This is a genomic window from Hymenobacter gummosus (assembly GCF_003970915.1).
GTDB classification, from domain to species: domain Bacteria; phylum Bacteroidota; class Bacteroidia; order Cytophagales; family Hymenobacteraceae; genus Solirubrum; species Solirubrum gummosum.
Map to the genome: position 1 here is coordinate 229796 of NZ_RXOF01000008.1, position 19739 is coordinate 249534.

A 19739-nucleotide genomic window follows, 5' to 3' on the forward strand; every position below is an offset into this window, starting at 1 on the left:
AGCGTTTTTCGCCTACGTCGCACGTTTAGCTGTACGCTTAGCCCACCCACTTTTTTCGCCTATTTATGCCCTACTGCAATCGATTGCAGCATTCCCCCGAATCCGGGGTGACGGGTAAAAAACACGAAAAAAAATGGGCGTTTAGCCCACTTTTTTTTCAGTGGTTTTTGCTTTGCCGACCCAGGCCTCCACTTTGCGCGCCAGTCCCGGCGCCACGGCGGCTTCCTCCTCTCCTACTTCCTCGGCTTCGGTGCTGGTATCGTCGAGCAGCAGCTGGGTCCAGCTCTCGTCTTCGGCCGCATCACCCGCCTGCCGGCGCATGGCTTCGAGCACCTTCTGACTGAAGCTCCAGCAGGTGGCGCGGCGCAGCTCCAGCACCCGCGAGAGTTCCTGGGCCGAGTAGCTGCCCTTGTGCGTGTGCAGCAGAAACACCGCATAGAAGGCCTTCACGATGGGAAACTTGCACTTCTGCAGCAGGGTGTAGGCCGTGGCCGATTCCACGTAGCGGCAGCGGGTGCAGCGGCGGGAGTGCGGCTCCCGCCCCTCGCAGTAGTTATCGTGCCCGCACTTGCGGCAGTGGTAGCCCTGGGCCCACTTAAGGTCGGCCAGGTAGCTCAGGCAGGCGTCCTTATCGGGGTAAATCTGGCTGAACTCGCCGAAATCCACCTCCTGCGACAACACGCGGGCGGCCTGGGCCTTCTGCAGGTCGCGCTGCAGGTCACCGTTGAGCTTCTCGATGGCGGCCGACTGCAAGGCGAGCAGACCGTTGGCCTGCAGCAGCTCCCGGTTCTGGGCCGCAATGGTGTCGCCCTGGCGGCGCAGCTCCTCGGTGCGCTGGGCCACTAGGTTTTCCAGCTCGGTATTGAGCTGATCCTTAAGCTCATCGTTCTGCCGCAGCTGCTCCACCAGCTGCTCCTGTACCTCGTGCTTTTTGCGCAGCTGCTTCACCAGGCGCTGCTGGGCTTTAAGCGTCGCATCCTGGATACCCTTGATTTTCTCGCCCAGGGCGTAGGACAGAATCACCACTTCCAGCACGAAGGCCGCGTTCATGCTATACACCGTGAAGGCGTTGGTGAAGGTGTCAATGCCGAGCTTGCGCAGAATGAGGAAGCCCACGCTGACGACGACCAGCGTGTGGGACAACAGAAAGAAGCGGGCCGGCCGGAAACCGCGGCGCCACACCCGCACCGCCGCCACGAACAGCATGCCGTAGGGCAGCAGATACAGCCAGAAGCTCAGGTCCGACTGCCACCAGAAGGCGTCGAGCAGCAGGGCGGCGGCACTGAGCAGCACCACGTTGCGTACCCAGGGGTCGTAGCGGGGCAGGCGCTGCGGGGCGTCGAGGAAGTGGCGGGCGTAGTAGCTGAAGGTGAGCAGCAGCAGCGGGGCCGACAGATTGGTAATCAGCTGGTTGAACCACGGGTAATCGGGCCAGAGGTATTGGAAGCCCAGGCCGTCTTCGGACAAGAACACGAGGCTGCAGCTGAGCACGTAGAGCACGTAGCGCAGGTAGGTCTGCTCGTGGGTGAAGAAGTACAGGCAGAGGTTGTACACCACCATGATGAGCAGGATGCCGTAGAAGCCGCCCAGCAGGCCGTACTCCATCTGGAAGTTCTCGACGAGGCCCTGCTCGGTGCGCAGGCGGGCCAGGAAACTGGTTTTGGAATTGGCCTGCAGCCGCAGGTAGTAGGTGCGGGTGCCGTCGGGGTGCTGGGGCAGGCGCAGCAGGAAGTTCTTGTAACCGTAGGCGCGGGAGGAAAAGGCGTGGTCGGCACCGGTGCGCACGGCGCCCTGGCCGGTGGCTGCGTCGGGGAAGAAAACGGCTTCGCTGATGTGGGAGTCGTACAGCTCCAGGTACCAGTGCTGGGGCTGGGGGCCGAGGGCGCGCACCGTCAGGCGCAGCCAGTAGGCCGAGCCGGGGTGCTGCATGTTGGTGGAAATGGTAGAGCCGGCCACGAAACGGGCGGCATTTACGCCCAGCTGCACGTCGCTCAGCGTCATGCGGCCGCTCGGGTCTTCGAGTACGCTGTAGTGCTGGGGCAGAATGAGCACTTCTTCCTGGTCGGCGCGCACGGTGAGCTGCTGCTCGGGTCCGGGCGGGGCCGCGGCGGCGGGGCGCCAGAGCAGCAGTAGCAAGGTGAGCCAGCCGAGGCAGCGGGCCAGCGGCGGCAGAATGGCTATGTTGGGAAGCTTGGTGGTGGGGCGCATGGTGGTGGGCAGAGAGGCTGGAAGCTGCCCGCGCGGCGGCTGCCAGGGGCAGCTCACCGGAGCGGTAGCGGTTGGCTAGCAGCTCATCGTCAAGATATTCGGCTAAAAAAGATCAGGTGACAATGAGGCCGTAGCCTACCAAAAGTAAGTACTAGCTCACTGTCACCCAATGCGTAGTAGTTCGCCGGGCCCAATGGCCCAGCTTAGGCTATTGGCCGCCCTGCGCCGCGGCTTTGGTTTCGGCGAAGCGCAGCCAGCCCAGCACGGCCCCGGGCTGCTCTACCAGCAGCCGCAGCGTGTGCGTGCCGGCCGGCAGGGAGGCAGTGCCGCCGGCCACGGTTTGCCAGCCTGTCGTTGCCGGGTCGGCGGCGACAGTAAACGTGCCCACGGTAGCCTCCCCGAGCTTCAACTGCAGCCGGGCCGGGGCCGGGCCGGAGTTGGTGGCGCGCAGCTGCAGGGCGTACTGGCCGGCCTTGGGCACCGTCACGGTGTAGCTCAGCCACTCCCCGGCTTCGGTGTGGGCTACGGCGTAGCCACCAGCGCCGGCTTCGGTAGACGCCTGAATATCAACGCCGTCGTTGCGGTACTGGTCGCCGGTGTTGGTGGGCTTATGCTCGCGGTAGTCTATCCGGGCCGAGTAGGTATCGTGGTAGGCCACACCGTCGCGGCCGAGGTCGTAGGCAGCGGCGGGAATGGTGGCGGGCAGGGTGTGGCGGGCGAAGGGCTGGCGGGCGTCGGCGGGCTGCAGCAGAGCGAAGAGGGCGTCGCGGTTGACTTCGCAGTTCTCAAACTTACTGTTCTGCAGCAGCTTGGCGCGGCCCTCCGCCGTCAGGATGCTGCCGTAGGGCTTCACCCGCAGAAAGCTGGTGCCGGCGTCGACGCGCTTCAGGTTCCAGTGGCACCAGCCGATGTTCTGGGCGTTGAGTTGCTGCACGGCGGCGGCAAACCACTCGTTGGAATTTTCGCCCGTCTCCCCTACCCACACCGGCACCTGCCACCGGTCCCGGAAGGCCGCCAGGTTCCGCACCAGGTTGATCTGGTTGGGGTTGGGGTCGGCGGCCTGCGCGTCGTTGGGGCACCAGTAGCGGTGCGAATTATACACCAAGCCGGTTTTGTCCTTGACGCGCAACTTGTCCGGGGTCAGGTTGGTGTACTCGTTGCCGTAGCCGTTGCCTTCCAGCAGCAGCAGGTGCTCATCCTTCTGGGCCCGCACCGCGTCGATAAGCCGGCTGTAAAAGGCGCTTAGCTCCTGGTTGTCAGCCGACAGCCCGTGCTCGGCGTTCAGGTTGTGCGGCTCGTTGATGAGGTCGTACATGGCAATGCGCGGGTCGTTCTTGTAGCGCCGGGCCAGCTGTTCCCAGAGGCGCACGGTCACGTCCTGGTAGATGAGGCGGCCCTTGGCGTCGCGGCGCTTCCACAAATCCAGGGGGCGGAAGTTGTCGTTGATGTTGGGGTCGGTGCCCTGGCCGCCGGGGGCCGCGTGCAGGTCGAGCACCACGTACAGCTGGTCGGCGGCGCACCAGCCGAGCACGTTGTCGATGGCCCGGATGCCGTCGAGCTGGTCGAGGTCGGTGAAGAGCTGGCCCGCATCGTACCACTGGCTGAGCGTCTGCACGTACGCGGTCAGGGCGGCGTCGCTCTTGGGGCTTTGCAGGGCCTTGGTGCGGGCCCAGCGCTGCTGCTGGGTCAGAAACAAATCGTAGTGAAAGGGCAGCCGCACGCAGTTAAAGCCCTGTTTGGCAATAAAATCAATGTCGGCCTTGGTGACGAAGCCGGCGCGGTACTGGCGGTAGAACTCCTCCACGTCCTTCTCGGGCATGGTGCGCAGCAGGCCCTGCTGGATGCGGCGCTGGCAGTCGAGGGTGTCGGTTTTGAGGATGTAGCTTTCCTGCAGCAGCCAGCCGCCCACGTTCACGCCGCGCAGCACCACCGGCTGGCCCTGGGCATTCACAATCTGCGGACCGCGGGCTGCTAAGCGGCTCATTTGCTGGGCCGAAGCGGTGCAGGCAAGCAGGGCCAGCGCCCCGGTCAGGGCAGTCAGGCGGATACTACGGGTCGGGCGGTTGGGGAAAAAAGTTGGATTCATAGCCTCAGAAAGGGAAAACGGAAGCCCTGTAAAGCGAGAAACAGGATGGGGAAGCCCCACCCTGTTTTCCTCGCATTCACTCACTTCATTGAGTTTACTGTTTGACGATGCGCTGCATCTGCACGCCGGCCTTGCCGCGCACGGTCAGGAAATACACGCCCCGGCGCAGGGCCCGCAGGTCCAGGGTAGCCGACTGCTGCTGAGCGGCTTGCTCCAGCACGGTGCGGCCCAGCGCATCGGTCAGGGTGAGGGTGGCCGGGCCGCCGGGCAGCACTACGGTCAGCTCCTCGGTGGCCGGGTTCGGGAAGGCCAGGGCGGCACTGGCGCGGGCGGCGGTGGTAGCCAGGGCGGTGCGGGCGGCGGTGCAGCTCTGGCCCGCGGTGTAGGTGAAGGGCGAGGCCGCGTTGTTGCGCTCGGGGCCCCCAGCCCCTACCTGGTAGGTGAAGTAAAGGCTGGTAACCGTGCCGCTTGCCAGCGCCAGGGTGTAGGTGAAGTCCCCGGCGGCGTTTTTGGTCATGCTGTAGCCGGGGTAGGTGCCGGAGCTGCCCACACGCAGGTACAGGATGGCCAGGTTGCCGCCCGCCGTGGCTCCTAGCGGATGGAAGGTAAACGTCACGTTACCGCCGCTGCTCACCGCCCCGTAGCTGAAGTCGGTGGTGGTGGCGCAGTAGCTGCCGCCGCTGCTGCCGTTCACCGTCACCGATACGGCGCTGGAGGTCGTCACGGCGCCGGCGTTGTCGGTGGCGCGGGCGGTAACAGAGTAGGTGCCGGCGGCTACACCGGTCCAGGAGTAAGTGTAGGGGCTGCTGGTGTCGGTACCGAGCAGCGTCGAGCCCTGGTAGAAGTCGACTTTGCTGATGGTCCCGTCCGAATTCGAAGCATTGGCGGCCAGGCTGATAGTGGCCGGGGCCGTGAACGAAGCGCCGGCCGCGGGCGAAGTCAGGCTGACGCTCGGGGCGGCGTTGGTAGTGCCGGCGGCAAACGACAGCCAGTTGAGGTTGGCGCCCGCTGCGGGGGCGTACACCCGCAGGGTCTGGGCGCCGGCGGGCAGGGTTACGCTGGTCGTCGCCGTGGCCCAGGTCTGCCAGCCGCCGGTGTTGGCCACGTTCACGCTGCCCAAGGTGGTACCGGCGCTGTTGCGCAGCTGCAGCTGTCCGCCGCCCGTGGCACTGGCCACCCGGAAGCTCACGGTGTAGGTGCCGGCCGAGGCCACATTCACGGCATAGTCCATCCAGTCGCCGGCGTCAATCCAGCCCACGTTCAGGCCGCCGCCGGTGTCGGTGGTGGCTTCCGTCTGAATGCCCGATTGGGTAGTAAACGACTCCGCCTCAATCTTGCCCGGAATGGCCTGCCCCGTCGGCGCAGCCGCCACCGTCACCGATACGGCGCTGGAGGTCGTCACGGCGCCGGCGTTGTCGGTGGCGCGGGCAGTGATGGAGTAGGTGCCGGCGGCTACGCCGGTCCAGCTGTAGCTGTAGGGGCTGCTGGTGTCGGTACCGAGCAGCGTCGAGCCCTGGTAGAAGTCGACTTTGCTGATCGAGCCGTCCGAATCCGAGGCATTGGCCGCCAGGCTGATGGTGGCCGGGGCCGTGAACGAAGCACCGGCCGCGGGCGAAGTCAGACTAACCGACGGGGCCACGTTCGTCGCGCCGTTCTTGGTCAGGCTGCGCAGGTTATCCACGTAGAAAGTGTGGCCGGTCAGCGTATTTGGGGCGAACAGGAACACGGAGTTGTCCACGTCGGCGTCGGGGGTGCTGGGGTCGGGGGCGCTGGCGAAGGTGAAGATGAGCGTGTGCCAGGCGTTGGTTTGCTTTACCACGGCCTGGTAGATGCTGTGGCGGCCGGTGGGGTAGTTCTGGGGCCGGGAGGCGGCGCTGCTTTCCAGCTGCCAGCTGATGACGGTGCCGGCCGGGGCGGCGGTGTACACGTCCATGGCAAACACCTTGTCTCCCTTTTTGTAGGCCGCGCCGTCCTTGGTCAGCTGGTTGCGGAAGGCCAGCACGTCGTACTGCTCGGTCACGTTGCGGGCGTACTGGCCCACTTTGGCCGAAGTATTGATGCCCGTAGCCGACGGATTGTTCACGGCCGCCGCGTAGGTGCCGGTGCCGCTCAGGAAGGTCAGGTTGCGCGTCGCGTCGTAGTTCTCGAACACGGTGCCGGCCGCGTAGGTCGGCGCGGCGGCCCGCTTGATGATGCGGATGTTGTCGACGTAGTACGTGTCGCCGGTCAGCGAATTATTGCCGAACAGGAAGGCCAGCTCGTCGATGGCCACGTTGGCCGTGCCCGCGTCGGGCGAGGTTACGTAGTTGAAGGTCAGCGTCTGCCACTGGTTCTGCACCGTGGTGCGGGCCTCGTAGGTGCTGTTGCGGCCGGCCGGGTACGTGCCCGCGGCGGCGGCTTTGTTCTGCAGGTTCAGCAGCACGGCGGTGCCCACCGGCGCGGCCGTGTACACGTCGGCCTGAATCTGATAAGTCTGGTTTTTAAACAGGGCCGCGTCCTCGATGATGGTGCCGGCCGGCGTCGCGTCGAAAAACAGCACGTCGTACTGCTCCGAGCTGTTGCGCACGTAGCGGGCTACCCGGGCCGAGGTGTTCACGCCCGAGGCCGAAGGGTTGGTGAAGTTGGCCGTGTAGGCGCCGTTGGTCTTGGCGGCGTTCTGCTTGATGCGGGCCGCGCCGTCGTAGTTGATCAGCACGTCGGTGCTCACCACGGCCGGCACGGGCTGCTGCTTCACCAGCAGGTTGTCGAAGTAGAAGGTGGCGCCGGAGCTGCTGGCGGGCTGAAACAGCAAAGTCACGTTGTCGATGCTGTAGATGCTGGTGCCCGCGTCGATGCTGCGCTCCAGGTCGAACTCCAGGGTTTCCCAGGCATTCTGCCGGCTGGTGTAAGCGCGGTATGCGCTGTGGCGGCCCAGCGGGAAGTTGGTGGCCGTCGTGACGGAGCTGTTTTCCAGCTGCAGCGTCACCTTGCTGCCTACCGGCGCGGTGGAGTACACGTCGAGGTAGATTTTCTTGCGCCCGGCCACGAAGTCGTTGGCGTTGCCGACGGTGAGGTTGCGCATAGAAATGACGTCGTACTGCTCCGACGAATTGCGCACGTAGCGGGCCACTTTGGCCGAGGTGTTCTGCCCGCCGCTCACCGGGTTGGTCAGCGCCTGCGTGAGCGTGCCGGTGGCCGAGGCGTAGGTGATAAAGCGGTTGGCCTCAAAATCCTCGTACACCTTTTCCAGCTGCAGGGCGGGACTCACGGTTACGGGCAACGAGTAAGTACCAGTCGGGCAGCCGCTCACGGCCGTCGTCACCGTCACGTTGCCCCCGGCCGAGCTGCCCCAGCTTACCTGCACGGCGTTGGTGCCCTGCCCGGCCGTAATCGTCGCGCCGGCCGGCACCGACCAGCTGTAGGTAGCGCCCGATACCGCGTCAATACGGTAGGTTTTGCCCGCGTCGTTCTGGTACACCGTCTCGTCGCCGAGCACGGCGTAGTTGTAGCTGCCGCGGTACACCCGCACGAAATCCACCTGCATGGTGGTGGGGTAGTCGGCCGGGTTGGGATTGAGGCCCAGGCCGGTGAAGCCGGTGCCGGGCCCGCCCACGGCCGAGTTCAGCATCAGGTAGAAGTTGCCGTCGTTGAAGGGCCAGGCGCCGCCCGAGGTGGTTTTGGGCGAGGCCGTATTGAACAGCGTGTTGTCGATAAACCACTTGATCTGGTTCGGGCTCCACTCCACCGCGTAGGTGTGGAAGCCGGTGCTCAGGTCGACGGTGCCGGTGGTTTCGCGGCCGGTGAAGTGCCAGCCGTTGTCGTCGTAGTGAATGGTGCCGGCCACGGAGGTCGGGTTCTTGTGCTTGGCCTCCATGATGTCGATTTCGCCGGTGGAGGGCCAGTTGCTCGGGTCGGGCAGCATCCAGAAGGCGGGCCACACGCCCTGCGCCGAGGGAATCTTGATGCTGGCCTCGATGCGACCGTACTTGAAGGTTTGCAGCGCGCCGGCGGCCGTTTTGGAGTAGAGCTTGGCCGAGGTGTAGTTGTAGCTGCGCCCGCCCACGGTGGCCGGCTCGTAGCGGGTGGTGATGGTGAGGTTGCCCCCGGCCACCACGGCGTTGGCGGCCTTGTAGGCCTGCAGCTCGGCGTTGCCGAAGTTGCAGAGGTTTTCGGCGCAGCCGTCGCCCTCGTACACGCGCCACTTGCTCAGGTCGCCGGCGACGTTGAACTCGTCCTGCCACACCAGCTGATTGCATTGGGCCCGGGCGGTGCCGGGCGTGAGCAGGGCGAGGCCCGCGCCGGCACCCAGCAGCAGGGCGCCGCGGCGCAACCACTGCCCGGCCGCGCCAGGGAGTATTGATGTCTTCATAAAAGGAGTGTTGGTTGGGGAATGAGCGGGCAATAGCCGGCCGCTCCCCCGGCGGATCGGGGGAGTCAACCACTGTCGGCGTGAGCGGCCGGCAGGCCACCGGACCGGGCTTCCCGGAGGAAGCCGCGCCGGTGCGGAGCAGGAAGAGCGGGGAATTTTGCCGGGGGCCGTCAGCGGCGCGGGGGGAGTAGCGCGGCCGGCTGGGCTTGGTCAGCAGCCACCCGGAAGTAGGTCAAATCTATAGGCGTTGTCAGCTAAAAGCAAGCGTCAAAAACCGCCTAATTGCGCTATATGCGCCGTTTTTTATCCTTACTGTACGCTTAGCGCACACCGTTTTGCGACGTATTTGCAGTGGGGCCGCTGCTGCATCAGCTCCGGACTCGCACCACCGGGCGGATAACAAACAATGAAAAAACTGTATCCAGACGCATAATATTTTCCGGCCCGCGGCGACTCCGTCCAGGCACCCACCAGCTTCCCGCGGATGCTGCAGCCCGACCTCTGTTTCGGGCACCGTTGGCCAGTAAAAACCAGGGCCGGCCGCGCTTCCGCACGACCGGCCCTGGCCCCTTTCCGTTGCCGCCCAGGGCGGCCCGTAGCTACTCCTTCACGAAGCGCTGCGTCGCCTTGCCCGCCGCCGATTCCACCGTGAGCAGGTACACGCCCGCGGGCAGCTGCGCCACGTCGAGCCGCGCCTCGCTGCCGGTGGCCGGCTGCCGCAGCACCACCGCCCCGACCAGGTTGGTCACCGTCAGCTGCTGCGCCGGGGCGGCGGGCAGCTTCACGCGCAACTCGTGCCGCACCGGGTTCGGAAACAGCTCCACGCCGCCCAGCTCCTGCGCGCGGGCGGTAGCCGTGACCGAAGTTCCGCGGGCGGCGTTTTTGGTGATGCGAATCCAGTTCAGGTTCCAGCCGCCGGTCTGGGCGAAGACGCCGAAGTTGTAGGTGCCCGCATTCACGTTCACCGTGCGCGAGACGGTCGTCCAGGTCTGCCAGCCCCCGGTGGCCGGCACGGCCGTGTTGCCCAGCTGGATGGCCCCCGCGTTCAAATCCGACGAGAGGGTGCCCCCGCTCGGGCTGGCCACGCGGTACTCGATGGTGTAGGAGCCGGAGGTGGGGAAGTTGATGTTGTTGTAGGCCATCCAGTCCCCCGCGTCCACGTAGCCCACGTTCTGACCGCCTTCCGAGCAGGCTTCCACCTGCACTCCGTTCATCGACGAGTAGCTCTCCGCCTGAATCAGCGTGGAGCTGGGCGGCGTGCTGGTTTTCTGGTATACCCGCACGTAGTCGACGTACATGGCCGCCGGCAGCTTGCTCTCGTCCACCGTCTGGCCGGGCCAGTTGCCGGCCACGGCCAGGTTTAGCAGCAGGAAGAAGGGCCGCTGAAACTCCTCCGTGCCGCCGGCATTGCCGGCAATGTTGATTTCGTGGTACTTCACCCCGTCCACAAACCAGCGGATGTAGCTCGGCTCCCACTCAACCGAATACACGTGGTAGACGTTGGCCGCCACGGGCGTATTGCCGCCGTAGCTGGCGTAGCCGTTGCTGTCCCAGTGCACGGTGCCGTAGGCGCGGCTGTCGGCATTCACCTGCTCCATCACGTCGATTTCGCCGCAGGCCGGCCAGCCTACCTGCCCGATGTTGGCGCCCAGCATCCAGAACGCCGGCCACAGGCCCTGGCCCAGCGGCAGCTTGATGCGGGCTTCCATTTTGCCGTAGGTAAACTGCTTCAGCCCCTGCGTTTTCATGCGGGCCGAGGTGTAGGGGTAGCCCCCCACGCTTTCCTTGCGGGCCGTGATGACGAGGTCGGTGCTGGTGGTGGTGGCGTTGGCGCGCTGGTAGTACTGCTTTTCGTTGTTGCCCCAGCCGCCGCCGCCGGTTTCAAATACCCAGCTGGAGCTGATGCTGCCGTTGAATTCGTCGGCCCAGACCTGCTGGTAGGTTTGGGCGGTAGCGCCGGGGGTGGCCGAGAGGCAAAGCGCGGCCACGGCCCCCGCGCTCAGGAGCGAGGTAAACAGGTTCTTCATAAGGTGTTTGGGTTGGGAATGGAATGGTCGGGGGAAAGGCCAGCCGGGCGGAATGCAAAAACGTCAACCCCAGCGGGCAGCCGGAGTTGCCGGGCGAAAACCGTCGGCCGCTTAGGCCAGTCGGCGCTGCTTGTGCAACCAAATATTCCTACCCAGCGGCGTAAATGCAAGCCCACAAACCGCCCAAACAGCGCCTAATCAAGCTTTTCTAGTTTTAATCACATCAGCGTTGTACACCTAAGGCACACGCGCCGGCCCCAAAATTCCGCCCTGCCAGCGGCATTGCTACCATCTACCGCAAACGTTTGCTACTGTTAAGAAACAATCAGAAAAAGCCGGCCCCGACCTAACTTTTTTTCAAGTAGCTACACCGTTTGCTCTCATCCGGTAGCCCCTACCGCCTCCGGTCGGCTGCGCCTTTGGCCACCCGTTGAGCGGCCCCAACTATTCCGCCGGCCGGCAGTTTTGCCTTGGCTCTGCCTCGCTGCCGTAATCCGCGGCAACGTGTATTTTGGGCCCGCCAACGCCTCACTCTTCTCCCTCATCCAAGCCTTGCCGCCATGCTGGATTTAGTTATCGACGCCCGCCAGGCTGCCCTCAGCCCGGGCTTTGAAGTGCGCCGCATCCTGCCCTACCGCCTGCGCCGCATGCTGGGCCCGTTCATTTTCATGGACCACGCCGGTCCCGTGCAGCTGGCCCCCGAGCGCCTGCCCGACCTCGACGTGCTGCCCCACCCCCACATCGGGCTGTCGACGGTCAGCTACCTGTTCGGCGGGCAGGTCACGCACCGCGACAGCCTGGGTGTGCAGCAGATTATCCGGCCCGGTGAGGTCAACTGGATGACGGCCGGCCGCGGCATAGCCCACTCCGAGCGGTTTGAGGACCCGGCCACGCTGGCCGGCGGGCAGCTGGAAATGATTCAGACCTGGGTGGCCCTGCCCGAATCGGCCGAGGAAGACGCGCCCTCGTTCACCAACTACCAGCCCCACGAGCTGCCCATCTTCACCGACACCGGCGTGTGGATGCGCCTGATTGCCGGCGACGCCTTCGGCCTGCGCAACGACGTGCGCACGCACTCCCCGCTGTTCTATCTGCACGTGGTGCTGCAGCCCGGCGCCAGGTTTGGCCCGCCCCGCGGCTACCCCGAGCGCGGCGCCTACGTGGCCAAGGGCCTGGTGGAAGTGGCCGGCCGCCGCTACGGCCCCGGGCAGCTGCTGGTCTTCACCCCCGGCATCGACCCGGTTATCGTGGCCCTGGAAGCCAGCACGCTGATGCTGCTGGGCGGCGAGCCGCTGGGGGAACGGTTTATCTGGTGGAACTTCGTGTCCTCGCGCAAGGAGCGGATTGAGCAGGCCAAGGCCGACTGGAAAGCCGGCCGCATCGAGCTGCCGCCCAACGACAACGCCGAGTTCGTGCCCTTGCCCGAGGACAAAACGCGCCCCGCCGGCACCGGCACCCCGCCCCCGCAGGCGCTGTCCTAACGGCTATGGCTGCTGCCCTGACCGACTGGCCCGCCGGGCCGCTGGTGCTGGCCCTGCCCGCTGCTTACCAGTTGGCCCACCACTCCACGGAGCGGGTGCCCCTGCCCTTCCCGCCCGAAACGCTGGTGCAGGAGGATTTCTGGCGCTGGGAGGCCCCCGGTGGCGCGGCCCTGCACTTGTTCTACTGGCAGCCCCGCGCGCCCCGGCCCGGTGGCCCCATGCGCAGCGTGCGTACCTGGCCGGCGCAGCTGGCCGGGCAGCCGGTGCAGGTCCACGAAACCGATTTGTTTATGGGCTGGGCGCAACGGGCCCTGGTCACGCACCTGCCACTGCCCGCAGCCCAGCTGATGCTCTGCGCCACCGGCCTGAGCCCCGCCGAGTTTGAAACGGTGCTGGAGGGCGCCCGACTGGCCTGATCCGGCGCAGCACGCCGCCAAGCCCAACCTAGCCTCTATCTTCCGCTATTCTCGCCCAGCCTCAGCTTTCCCTTCCTTCGATGCACCTCAGCAAACGAGCCGCCGCCTTCCTGGCGCAGCAGCAGTGGCGGGCCGACGCCGTGCGCGACCCGGCTGTGGTGGCGCGGGCATTTACCCGGCTGGGGCTGCAGCCCTCCCCCGCCCTGTTGGATTTTCAGCTGACTTACGGCGGCTTGATGCTCTACGCGGGCCTGGAGCCCATCTGCTTCGGCCTGCTGCACGGCAAACTCGCCCGCGGTGATTTTAGCCCGCCCCACAAAGCCGATACGCTGATCCACGAGCCGCCCGACGAGGACCGCAGCCACCACCTGTTTGCCTGCGCCGATACACTCTACCAGATGGATTTCCACCTTGATGAGCAGGGCCGCTACTACGAAAACTGGCAGCTGCACGCCAACAGCTTCGACGCCATCATCGAAGACAAGGCCGTATGGGCGGAACTGCGCGCGCAGCCCTACGAGCGAGTGTATTTCGGCTACTTCGAGGAGGGCGCCATACCCGTGGCGGCCCTGGCCGAAGCCTTCCAGGTGGCCCCCTACCCCGACCTGCCGCCCGACCTCATCTACTGGGGCCGCAACGAGCAGCTGGTGGTGCGCCGCTCCGCCGACAAGCTCATGGTGTTCAGCCTGACCGAGCCCGCCGATGATGTAGCCGCCCGCGGGGAGCAGCTACTGGCCACCTACACCAACGCCCCCAGTATGCGCGAACGAACCCAGGCCACCCAGCAGCAGGCGCAGCAATGGGCCACCGAGCGGGCCGTCCGGCCCTGGTGGCAGCGCCTCGGCGCCTGGCTGATGCGCTAACCACCCCGAAATGCCAGCGGCCCCACCGCAGCCGGAGCAGCTACGGTGGGGCCGTTGATAGTTGGCCGATTTCGGCTCAGCGCAAATCGTAGATGCCTACCGGGTCCATGTCGGTGTACTCCAGGTTTTCGCCGGCCATGCCCCAGATAAAGGCGTAGGCCGAGGTACCGCAGCCCGTGTGGATGGACCAGGGCGGCGACAGAATGGCCTGCTCGTTCGACACCCACAGCGGGCGGGTTTCCGAGGGCTGGCCCATCAGGTGCAACACGCGCTGGTTTTCGGGCAGGTTGAAGTACAGGTAGGCCTCCATGCGCCGGGTGTGCGTGTGCGAGGGCATGGTGTTCCACACCGAGCCGGTTTTGAGCTGCGTGAGGCCCATGACCAGCTGGCAGCTCTGAATACCCTCGTTGTAGATGTACTTGTAGATGGTGCGCTGGTTGGCGGTTTCCAGCGCGCCCATTTCCACCGGCGTGGCCTCGGCCTGGGTGCGGCGGGTGGTGGGGTATTCCTTGTGCGCCGGCGCCGATAGCACGTAGTAGCGCGCCCCTTCGCCTGCGAACTGCACGTCTTTCGAGCCGCGGCCCACGTACAGGCAGTCCTGGTTGCCCAGCTCGTAGGTCTGCCCGTCGACGGTGACCTGCCCGGCCGAGCCCACGTTCAGAATGCCCAGCTCCCGGCGCTCCAGGAAGAAGTTGGCTTTCAGCTCGCCGGGGTTCGGCAGGCTGATGGCCTGGCTGGTGGGCACCACTCCGCCCACAATCATGCGGTCGTAGTGGGTATACACGAGCGTAATTTCGCCCGTGACGAAAAGCTGCTCAATCAGAAAATGCTCCCGCAACTCGGCGGTATTCAGCTGCGCGGTTTCGCGCGGGCTCACGGCAAAGCGTTGTTCCATGTGTGATTTAGTGAGGTGGTGATTTAGCGACTTAGTGATTTAGTGGCTTAGCAAATTCTTGAACATCAATTCACTAAGTCGCTAAATCACTAAATCACCGCCTTATCGTCCCATCCAGCCGCCGTCGACGGTGAGGATGGTGCCGTGCACGTAGCTGCTGGCGTCGGAGGCCAGGAAGACGGTGGGGCCGGCGAAGTCGGCGGGGGTGCCCCAGCGGCCGGCGGGAATGCGGCCCAGGATGCTCTGGGAGCGGTCCGGGTCGTTGCGCAGGGCCTCGGTGTTGTCGGTGGCGATGTAGCCGGGGGCAATGGCGTTGACGTTCACGCCCTTGCCGGCCCATTCGTTGGCCAGGGCCTTCACCACGCTGCCGATGGCGCCTTTGCTCGCCGCGTAGCCGGGCACGTTGATGCCGCCCTGGAAGGTCAGCAGCGAGGCGGTGAAGATGATTTTGCCCGCGCCCTGCTGCACCATGCGCCCGCCGATGGCCCGGGCCACCCGGAACGGGGCGTCAAGGTTGATTTTCAGGACTTCATCCCACAGCTCGTCGGCGTGCTCGGCGGCCGGGGCGCGCTTGATGGTGCCGGCGTTGTTGACCAGGATGTCGATTTGCGGGAAGTCGGCCATGACCTGGGTCACGAAGGCGTCGGTGGCGGCGCGCTGGCTGAAGTCGCACTGGTAGGCGGTGAACCGGCGGCCCAGGGCCTGCACCTGCTGCTCGGTCTCGGAGCCCTGCAGCGCCATCGTGGCCGATACGCCGATGATGTCGGCGCCGGCGGCGGCCAGGCCCAGCGCCATGCCCTGGCCGATGCCCTTGTTGCAGCCCGTCACCAGGGCAATTTTTCCGGTCAGGTCGAAGGCAGGAAGTGTACTCATCAAGCGAAAACGGGGCTAGGTGCGAAGACCAGCCCGTTTGGTCAGGCTGGCGGGCAAACTTAGGCAGGCCCCGGCAAACAACCCTACTGCGGCCTCCTGCATTTCGCAAAAGCCACTGATTGGGGACGCATTAACCGTTTCGCGAGGTTCTCAGCGTTCCTGAATGGCCGTGTAGCGCTGTCCTGAAAGCAGCTTCCCGCTCCGGCAAAGTCCCCTTCCACAAAAGTGGCCGAGGCTTCGCCGAAGCGGGAGACGTCGTGTAGTAGCTCGCTGGAAAGTGTCATGCAGAGCATTCTGCGCATCAAGCAGAGACGAAGCGTCTCGCTCGGTAGTATTTCTATCGAGCTTCAGCACGCGAGATGCTTCGGCTGCGCCTCTGCATGACGTTCTGTAGGCTTCTATTTCCTAAATAGCCTCACCAGCAGTCGGAGCCCCTACGGATTCTTCACCGCGCCGCGGGCACTCTCGGGCGGACCGAGGTAGCTGGGCTGCAGCCCGCCGCAGTCGATGACGAGCTTCTGCAGCACCACGCCCGGGTCGACGCGCCAGAACCGGAGCGTGTGCTCCCCGGCGCCCACGGCGTGTTTCGACTCCTTAATAAGAATGTTGCGGGCCACGGCCTGCTCCCAGGGGCGGTTGCCGTTGTCGGCCACCAGGCCGGGGTGCAGGTTGATGACTTGCGGCGGCTCGTTGTCGAACGACACGGCGTAGCGCAGTCCGCCCTGCCCGGCAAAATCCAGTGTGGGGGCCAAATAGGCCTGCACTGTTACGGGGCCGGGGCTGCTCAAGCGCACGCGGTACTCCAGGCAGGGCGAGCCGGCCGTGGGCAGCGCGGCCGGGGCGGTGGCGGGCGTGGTCGTCACGGCCGAAAGGGTGCGGCCCAAATCGGGCAGCAGCTGCCACTTCACCCCGCCCGCGTCCACCGCCCGGCTGTAGTGCGCGGCTTCGATGCTCACGTAGCCGTCGGTTTCCATGAATGGTTCATTCCCAGCGGCCGACTGCGGCCGGGGCGCCGGGGCGGCCGGCAGGGCCAGCGCGGCGGCGGTAGTCTGGGCCAGGGTCTGCACCTCGGGCATCTTGTCCACGGGCGGCTGCTGCCAGTAGGTGTAGCCGATGTGGGTCTGGTCCATCATGTGGTTCCACTTACCGCCGGCCAGGGCGTGGTAGCGCTGCTTGATGTCGGCGTCCTTGGCAAACAGGGCCTTGGCTTTATCGGCCAGCTCGTTGGTGTTGGCCGCGCCGGCTTTGGCGGCGGCGCGGTTCAGGGCCACGGTGTAGTACAGCTCATGCAGGTTGGCCGAGGCCACGATGGGGTGCAGCACCAGCTGGAAGTAGGCGTCGCGCTGGGCAGCGGGCAGCTGGGATTCCAGCGCCTCGGCCTGCTGACGCAGCTGCTGCCACTCGGCCATGACGCGCGGCCACTCGGCGTAGTTGCTGAGGCTGTAGGTGTCGGCGTCGAGCAGCTCGGGCTTGCGGCGGCCGGCGTACTTGCCGTAGCGGGCCAGCAGCTCACCGATGGCGGCTTCGTGCTTGGGGCCGAACTGCTGCGCGGCCCAGCGGCGGGCGTAGTCGGCCTCCTGGCCGGGGCTGATGCGGGCCGGGTTCCAGGCGTAATCGAGGAAGAAGCTGATGGGCAGCTCCATGGGCTTCAGGTCGCCCACGTTCACAATCCAGATCTGGTTGGCGCCGTACTGGTGGGCCAGGCTCATCTGCTCCCGGATGCGCGGCAGCGGGTTCGTGTTCAGCCACTTGTAGTTGCGCGGGCCGCCTACGTAGTCGAAGTGGTAGTAGATGCCGTAGCCGCCAGAGCGGGGCTTTTCGCCGGCCTTGGGCAGCTTGCGCAGGTTGCCCCAGTTGTCGTCGCAGAGCAGCAGGGTCACGTCGTCGGGCACGCGCATGCCGCGGTCGTAGTAGTCCTGCACCTCCTTGTAGAGGGCCCAGAGCTGGGGCGTCTGCTCGGCGGGTTTGCCGGTTACTTCGGCCAGTATCTTGCGTTGGTCGGCCACGATGCGCTCCAGCAGGGCAATGTTGCTGTCCTCGCTCATGGGCTCGTCGCCGTCGCCGCGCATGCCGATGGTGACGATACTCTCCTTGGTGCCCATGTTCACGATGCCCTGCCGCCAGAAGTCGGCCAGGGTTTTCTGGTTGGTCTGGTAGTTCCAGGCACCCGAGCCGAAGCGTTTCCACTCCTGCTGCGAACGGACCATGGGCTCGTGGTGCGAGGTGCCCATTACCACGCCGTACTCGTCGGCCAGCACCGGGCTTTGCTTGTCGTCGTCGTTGAAGGCGTTGCCCCACATGGCGGGCCAGAGGTAGTTGCCCTTGAGCCGCAGAATCAGCTCGAACACGTGCACGTACATCTTGGAGTTGATGCCGCCAAACTTTTCCTTGGCCCAGCCGCTGAGCGCCGGCGCTTCGTCGTTCAGGAAGATGCCGCGGTATTTCACTTTCGGCTCGCCCTGGCTGTGCCGGCCGGGCAGCACGTACAGCGCCTTTTGCGGCGTCACGGGCACGTCGGCCCACCAGTACCAGGGCGACACCCCCATCTGCTGCGACAAATCATAGATGCCGTAGATGGTGCCGCGTTTGTCGCTGCCGGCCACCACCAGCGCCTGCTCCACGCCCGGCAGGGGCTTCTCCACAGTCTGCACCACGAAGGTTTCCCACTTGCCCGCCAACCCGCTGGCATCCAGCTTTTTGCTGCGGATCAGCCCGTCGATGAGCGGGCTCTTGCCGACGGTACCGATAATAACGACCTGCTTGCCGCTCGGGGCTTTATCGGTCGTCAGCGCGGGCTGCAGGCTGGTAACGCGGTTGATGTCGGCCTGCAGGTCGCGGGCGGCGCGCAGCACGCCGGGCCAGTCCTGGGCGCTGGCGAAGAGCGGGGCCGCCTGGCCGCCAGCCACCAGCGGGAAGCGGCCCTTGCCCTTGTCGGGCGAGACGTAGGCTTCGGCGCCGGGCACGGCCGGGCCGGCCAGGGAGGAGCCGGCGGCCGTCAGCAGAAGGAGCAGCAGCGGCAGCCAGCGCAGGCGGAGGGGAAAGGTCGAACGGAAAATCATAGGAATGCGAAACGCGAAGTAAGCAGTAACAGCGCAGTGGGCCGCTTGCTGTCATCCTGAGCAGAGCGAAGGACCTTCCTCGCATCCTGCACCGCCGTTTAAGTCTTAGCTCCGACGTTCTTCGTGTGGGCAATGACACCTGTTGAGGCTAATCAACCGGCCAGTGAAAAGCGTCTGCACTTCGTAGGCAGAGGCGGTGCGGGGTGCGAGGAAGGTCCTTCGCTTTGCTCAGGATGACGTTCTTTGTTATTGGCTCGTACCAGCTCTAGAACTTCACCACCGCCTGGTAGGCCTTTTTGGGCTGCAGGTTCTGGTCGAAGAGCAGGGGGTAGTTTTTGCGGCCGGGCACGGGGTAGGTGTCCAGCCAGGTGTACTTGTCCGACACGTTCCAGAACGTGACGCCGGTGAGGTGCTTTTTGTAGTCGCGGAACACGCGGAAGAACATCTGGTACTGCGCCGCCTGCTTCTGCTCCAGCTCCGGCGTGTAGGCGTCCGATTCGTCGGGGCGGCGGGCCCGGCGCTCCTTTTCCCAGGGGTACACCGACACGTCCAGCTCCGTAATCTGCACCTGCAGGCCCAGGGAGGCAAACTGCTCGATGGCCGTGCGCAGCTCCTGCTCCGTGGGCTCGAAGATGGACCAGTGCCCTTGCAGGCCCACGCCGTGCACGGGCACGCCCGCGTCCTTGAGCTTTTTGAGCAGGCGGTACACCCGCTCCCGCTTCTCGGGCCGCTCGGTGTTGTAGTCGTTGTAGAAAAGCACCGCCTTGGGGTCGGCGGCGTGGGCGTACTCGAAGGCCTTCACGATGAAGTCCTCCCCGCAGATCTGGTACCACTCCGAGTTGCGCAGAAACGCCTGGGGGTTGTCGTCAATGGCCTCGTTGACCACGTCCCAGGCGTAAATCCGGCCCTTGTAGCGCTTCACCACCGTTTCGATGTGGCTTTTCAGCCGCGCCAGCAGCACGTCTTTCGATACCTGTTTGCCCTGCGCGTCTTTGAAGAGCCACTTGGGCGTCTGCTCGTGCCAGCACAGGGTATGGCCGCGCACCCGCAGCTTGTTGGCCTGCGCGAAATCCACAATGGCGTCGGCATCGGTCCAGAAGTAGCGGTTTTCCTCCGGGTGAATCGGGCCCATTTTCATGGCGTTTTCCGGGGTCACGCTGTTGAACTGCGCCTTGATCAGCGCCGCCTCCGGGCCTTTGATGGACTGCGGCCCCACGGCCACGCCCACCGGAAAGTAGTCCTTGTAGTAGTCCTTGAGGCCTTTGTCGGCCGCGGGGCGCCGGCTGCTGCCGAGCAGGCCGGCGGCGCTCAGCAGCACCGCGGCGCCAAGCAGGCGGCGGGAGGGAAACCGGGAAGTAAGCGTCATCGTGTTGGGTGGTAAAAAATGGTCAGGCCAGCCGGCCGAAGCCGCGTTTCGGAGTTGAGGGGCGCCATTCACTCACCAAATGCGCCCCTTATTCCGCCCGCGGCCCCAGCCAGCCGG

General features: G+C 65.4%; 11 protein-coding genes. 3 read left to right on the forward strand and 8 right to left on the reverse strand.

Going from position 1 to position 19739, the window contains the following annotated elements; all coding sequences use genetic code 11:
• Window positions 1-141: 141 nt before the first annotated feature.
• The 4 genes from EJV47_RS15430 to EJV47_RS15445 form a co-directional block, all read right to left on the reverse strand.
• The gene (locus tag EJV47_RS15430) at window positions 142-2208 is read right to left on the reverse strand and encodes a 7TM diverse intracellular signaling domain-containing protein (protein ID WP_126694055.1); all 2067 of its coding nucleotides are present in this window, start codon (window positions 2206-2208) and stop codon (window positions 142-144) included.
• 208 nt (window positions 2209-2416) lie between these two features.
• Entirely contained in the window at window positions 2417-4294 is a 1878-nt protein-coding gene (locus tag EJV47_RS15435) for a cellulase family glycosylhydrolase (RefSeq protein WP_126694056.1), read from the reverse strand.
• 94 nt (window positions 4295-4388) lie between these two features.
• Window positions 4389-8642 (reverse strand): Ig-like domain-containing protein, encoded by a 4254-nt coding sequence (locus EJV47_RS15440; protein WP_126694057.1) that lies wholly within the window; start codon window positions 8640-8642, stop codon window positions 4389-4391.
• A gap of 599 nt (window positions 8643-9241) precedes the next feature.
• The gene (locus tag EJV47_RS15445) at window positions 9242-10669 is read right to left on the reverse strand and encodes a carbohydrate-binding protein (protein ID WP_126694058.1); all 1428 of its coding nucleotides are present in this window, start codon (window positions 10667-10669) and stop codon (window positions 9242-9244) included.
• A 560-nt stretch (window positions 10670-11229) separates the two neighbouring features.
• Between EJV47_RS15445 and EJV47_RS15450 the strand changes: the two genes are divergently transcribed.
• The 3 genes from EJV47_RS15450 to EJV47_RS15460 all read left to right on the forward strand — a co-directional run bounded on the left by EJV47_RS15450 (window position 11230) and on the right by EJV47_RS15460 (window position 13429).
• Window positions 11230-12150, forward strand: a complete 921-nt coding sequence (locus tag EJV47_RS15450) for a pirin family protein (RefSeq protein WP_126694059.1) — start codon at window positions 11230-11232, stop codon at window positions 12148-12150.
• 5 nt (window positions 12151-12155) lie between these two features.
• Window positions 12156-12566, forward strand: coding sequence for a hypothetical protein (locus tag EJV47_RS15455; RefSeq protein ID WP_126694060.1), 411 nt, complete (start codon window positions 12156-12158; stop codon window positions 12564-12566).
• An 80-nt stretch (window positions 12567-12646) separates the two neighbouring features.
• Entirely contained in the window at window positions 12647-13429 is a 783-nt protein-coding gene (locus EJV47_RS15460) for a hypothetical protein (RefSeq protein WP_126694061.1), read from the forward strand.
• A gap of 76 nt (window positions 13430-13505) precedes the next feature.
• Here the strand turns inward: EJV47_RS15460 and kduI are convergent, their stop codons facing one another.
• From kduI to EJV47_RS15480, 4 genes are all read right to left on the reverse strand, one after another.
• The gene (kduI, locus tag EJV47_RS15465; RefSeq protein WP_126694062.1) at window positions 13506-14324 is read right to left on the reverse strand and encodes a 5-dehydro-4-deoxy-D-glucuronate isomerase; all 819 of its coding nucleotides are present in this window, start codon (window positions 14322-14324) and stop codon (window positions 13506-13508) included.
• Window positions 14325-14426: 102 nt separating this feature from the next.
• On the reverse strand, window positions 14427-15197 hold the full coding sequence (gene kduD / locus EJV47_RS15470; RefSeq protein ID WP_126694063.1) for a 2-dehydro-3-deoxy-D-gluconate 5-dehydrogenase KduD: 771 nt from the start codon (window positions 15195-15197) through the stop codon (window positions 14427-14429).
• Window positions 15198-15631: 434 nt separating this feature from the next.
• Window positions 15632-18256 carry a glycosyl hydrolase 115 family protein gene (locus tag EJV47_RS15475; RefSeq protein ID WP_126694064.1) on the reverse strand — a complete coding sequence of 875 codons (2625 nt, stop codon included), beginning with the start codon at window positions 18254-18256 and terminating at the stop codon, window positions 15632-15634.
• Window positions 18257-18521: 265 nt separating this feature from the next.
• Window positions 18522-19622: an endo-1,4-beta-xylanase gene (locus EJV47_RS15480; protein WP_126694065.1), complete on the reverse strand. Its 1101-nt coding sequence runs from the start codon at window positions 19620-19622 to the stop codon at window positions 18522-18524.
• Window positions 19623-19739: the final 117 nt, after the last annotated feature.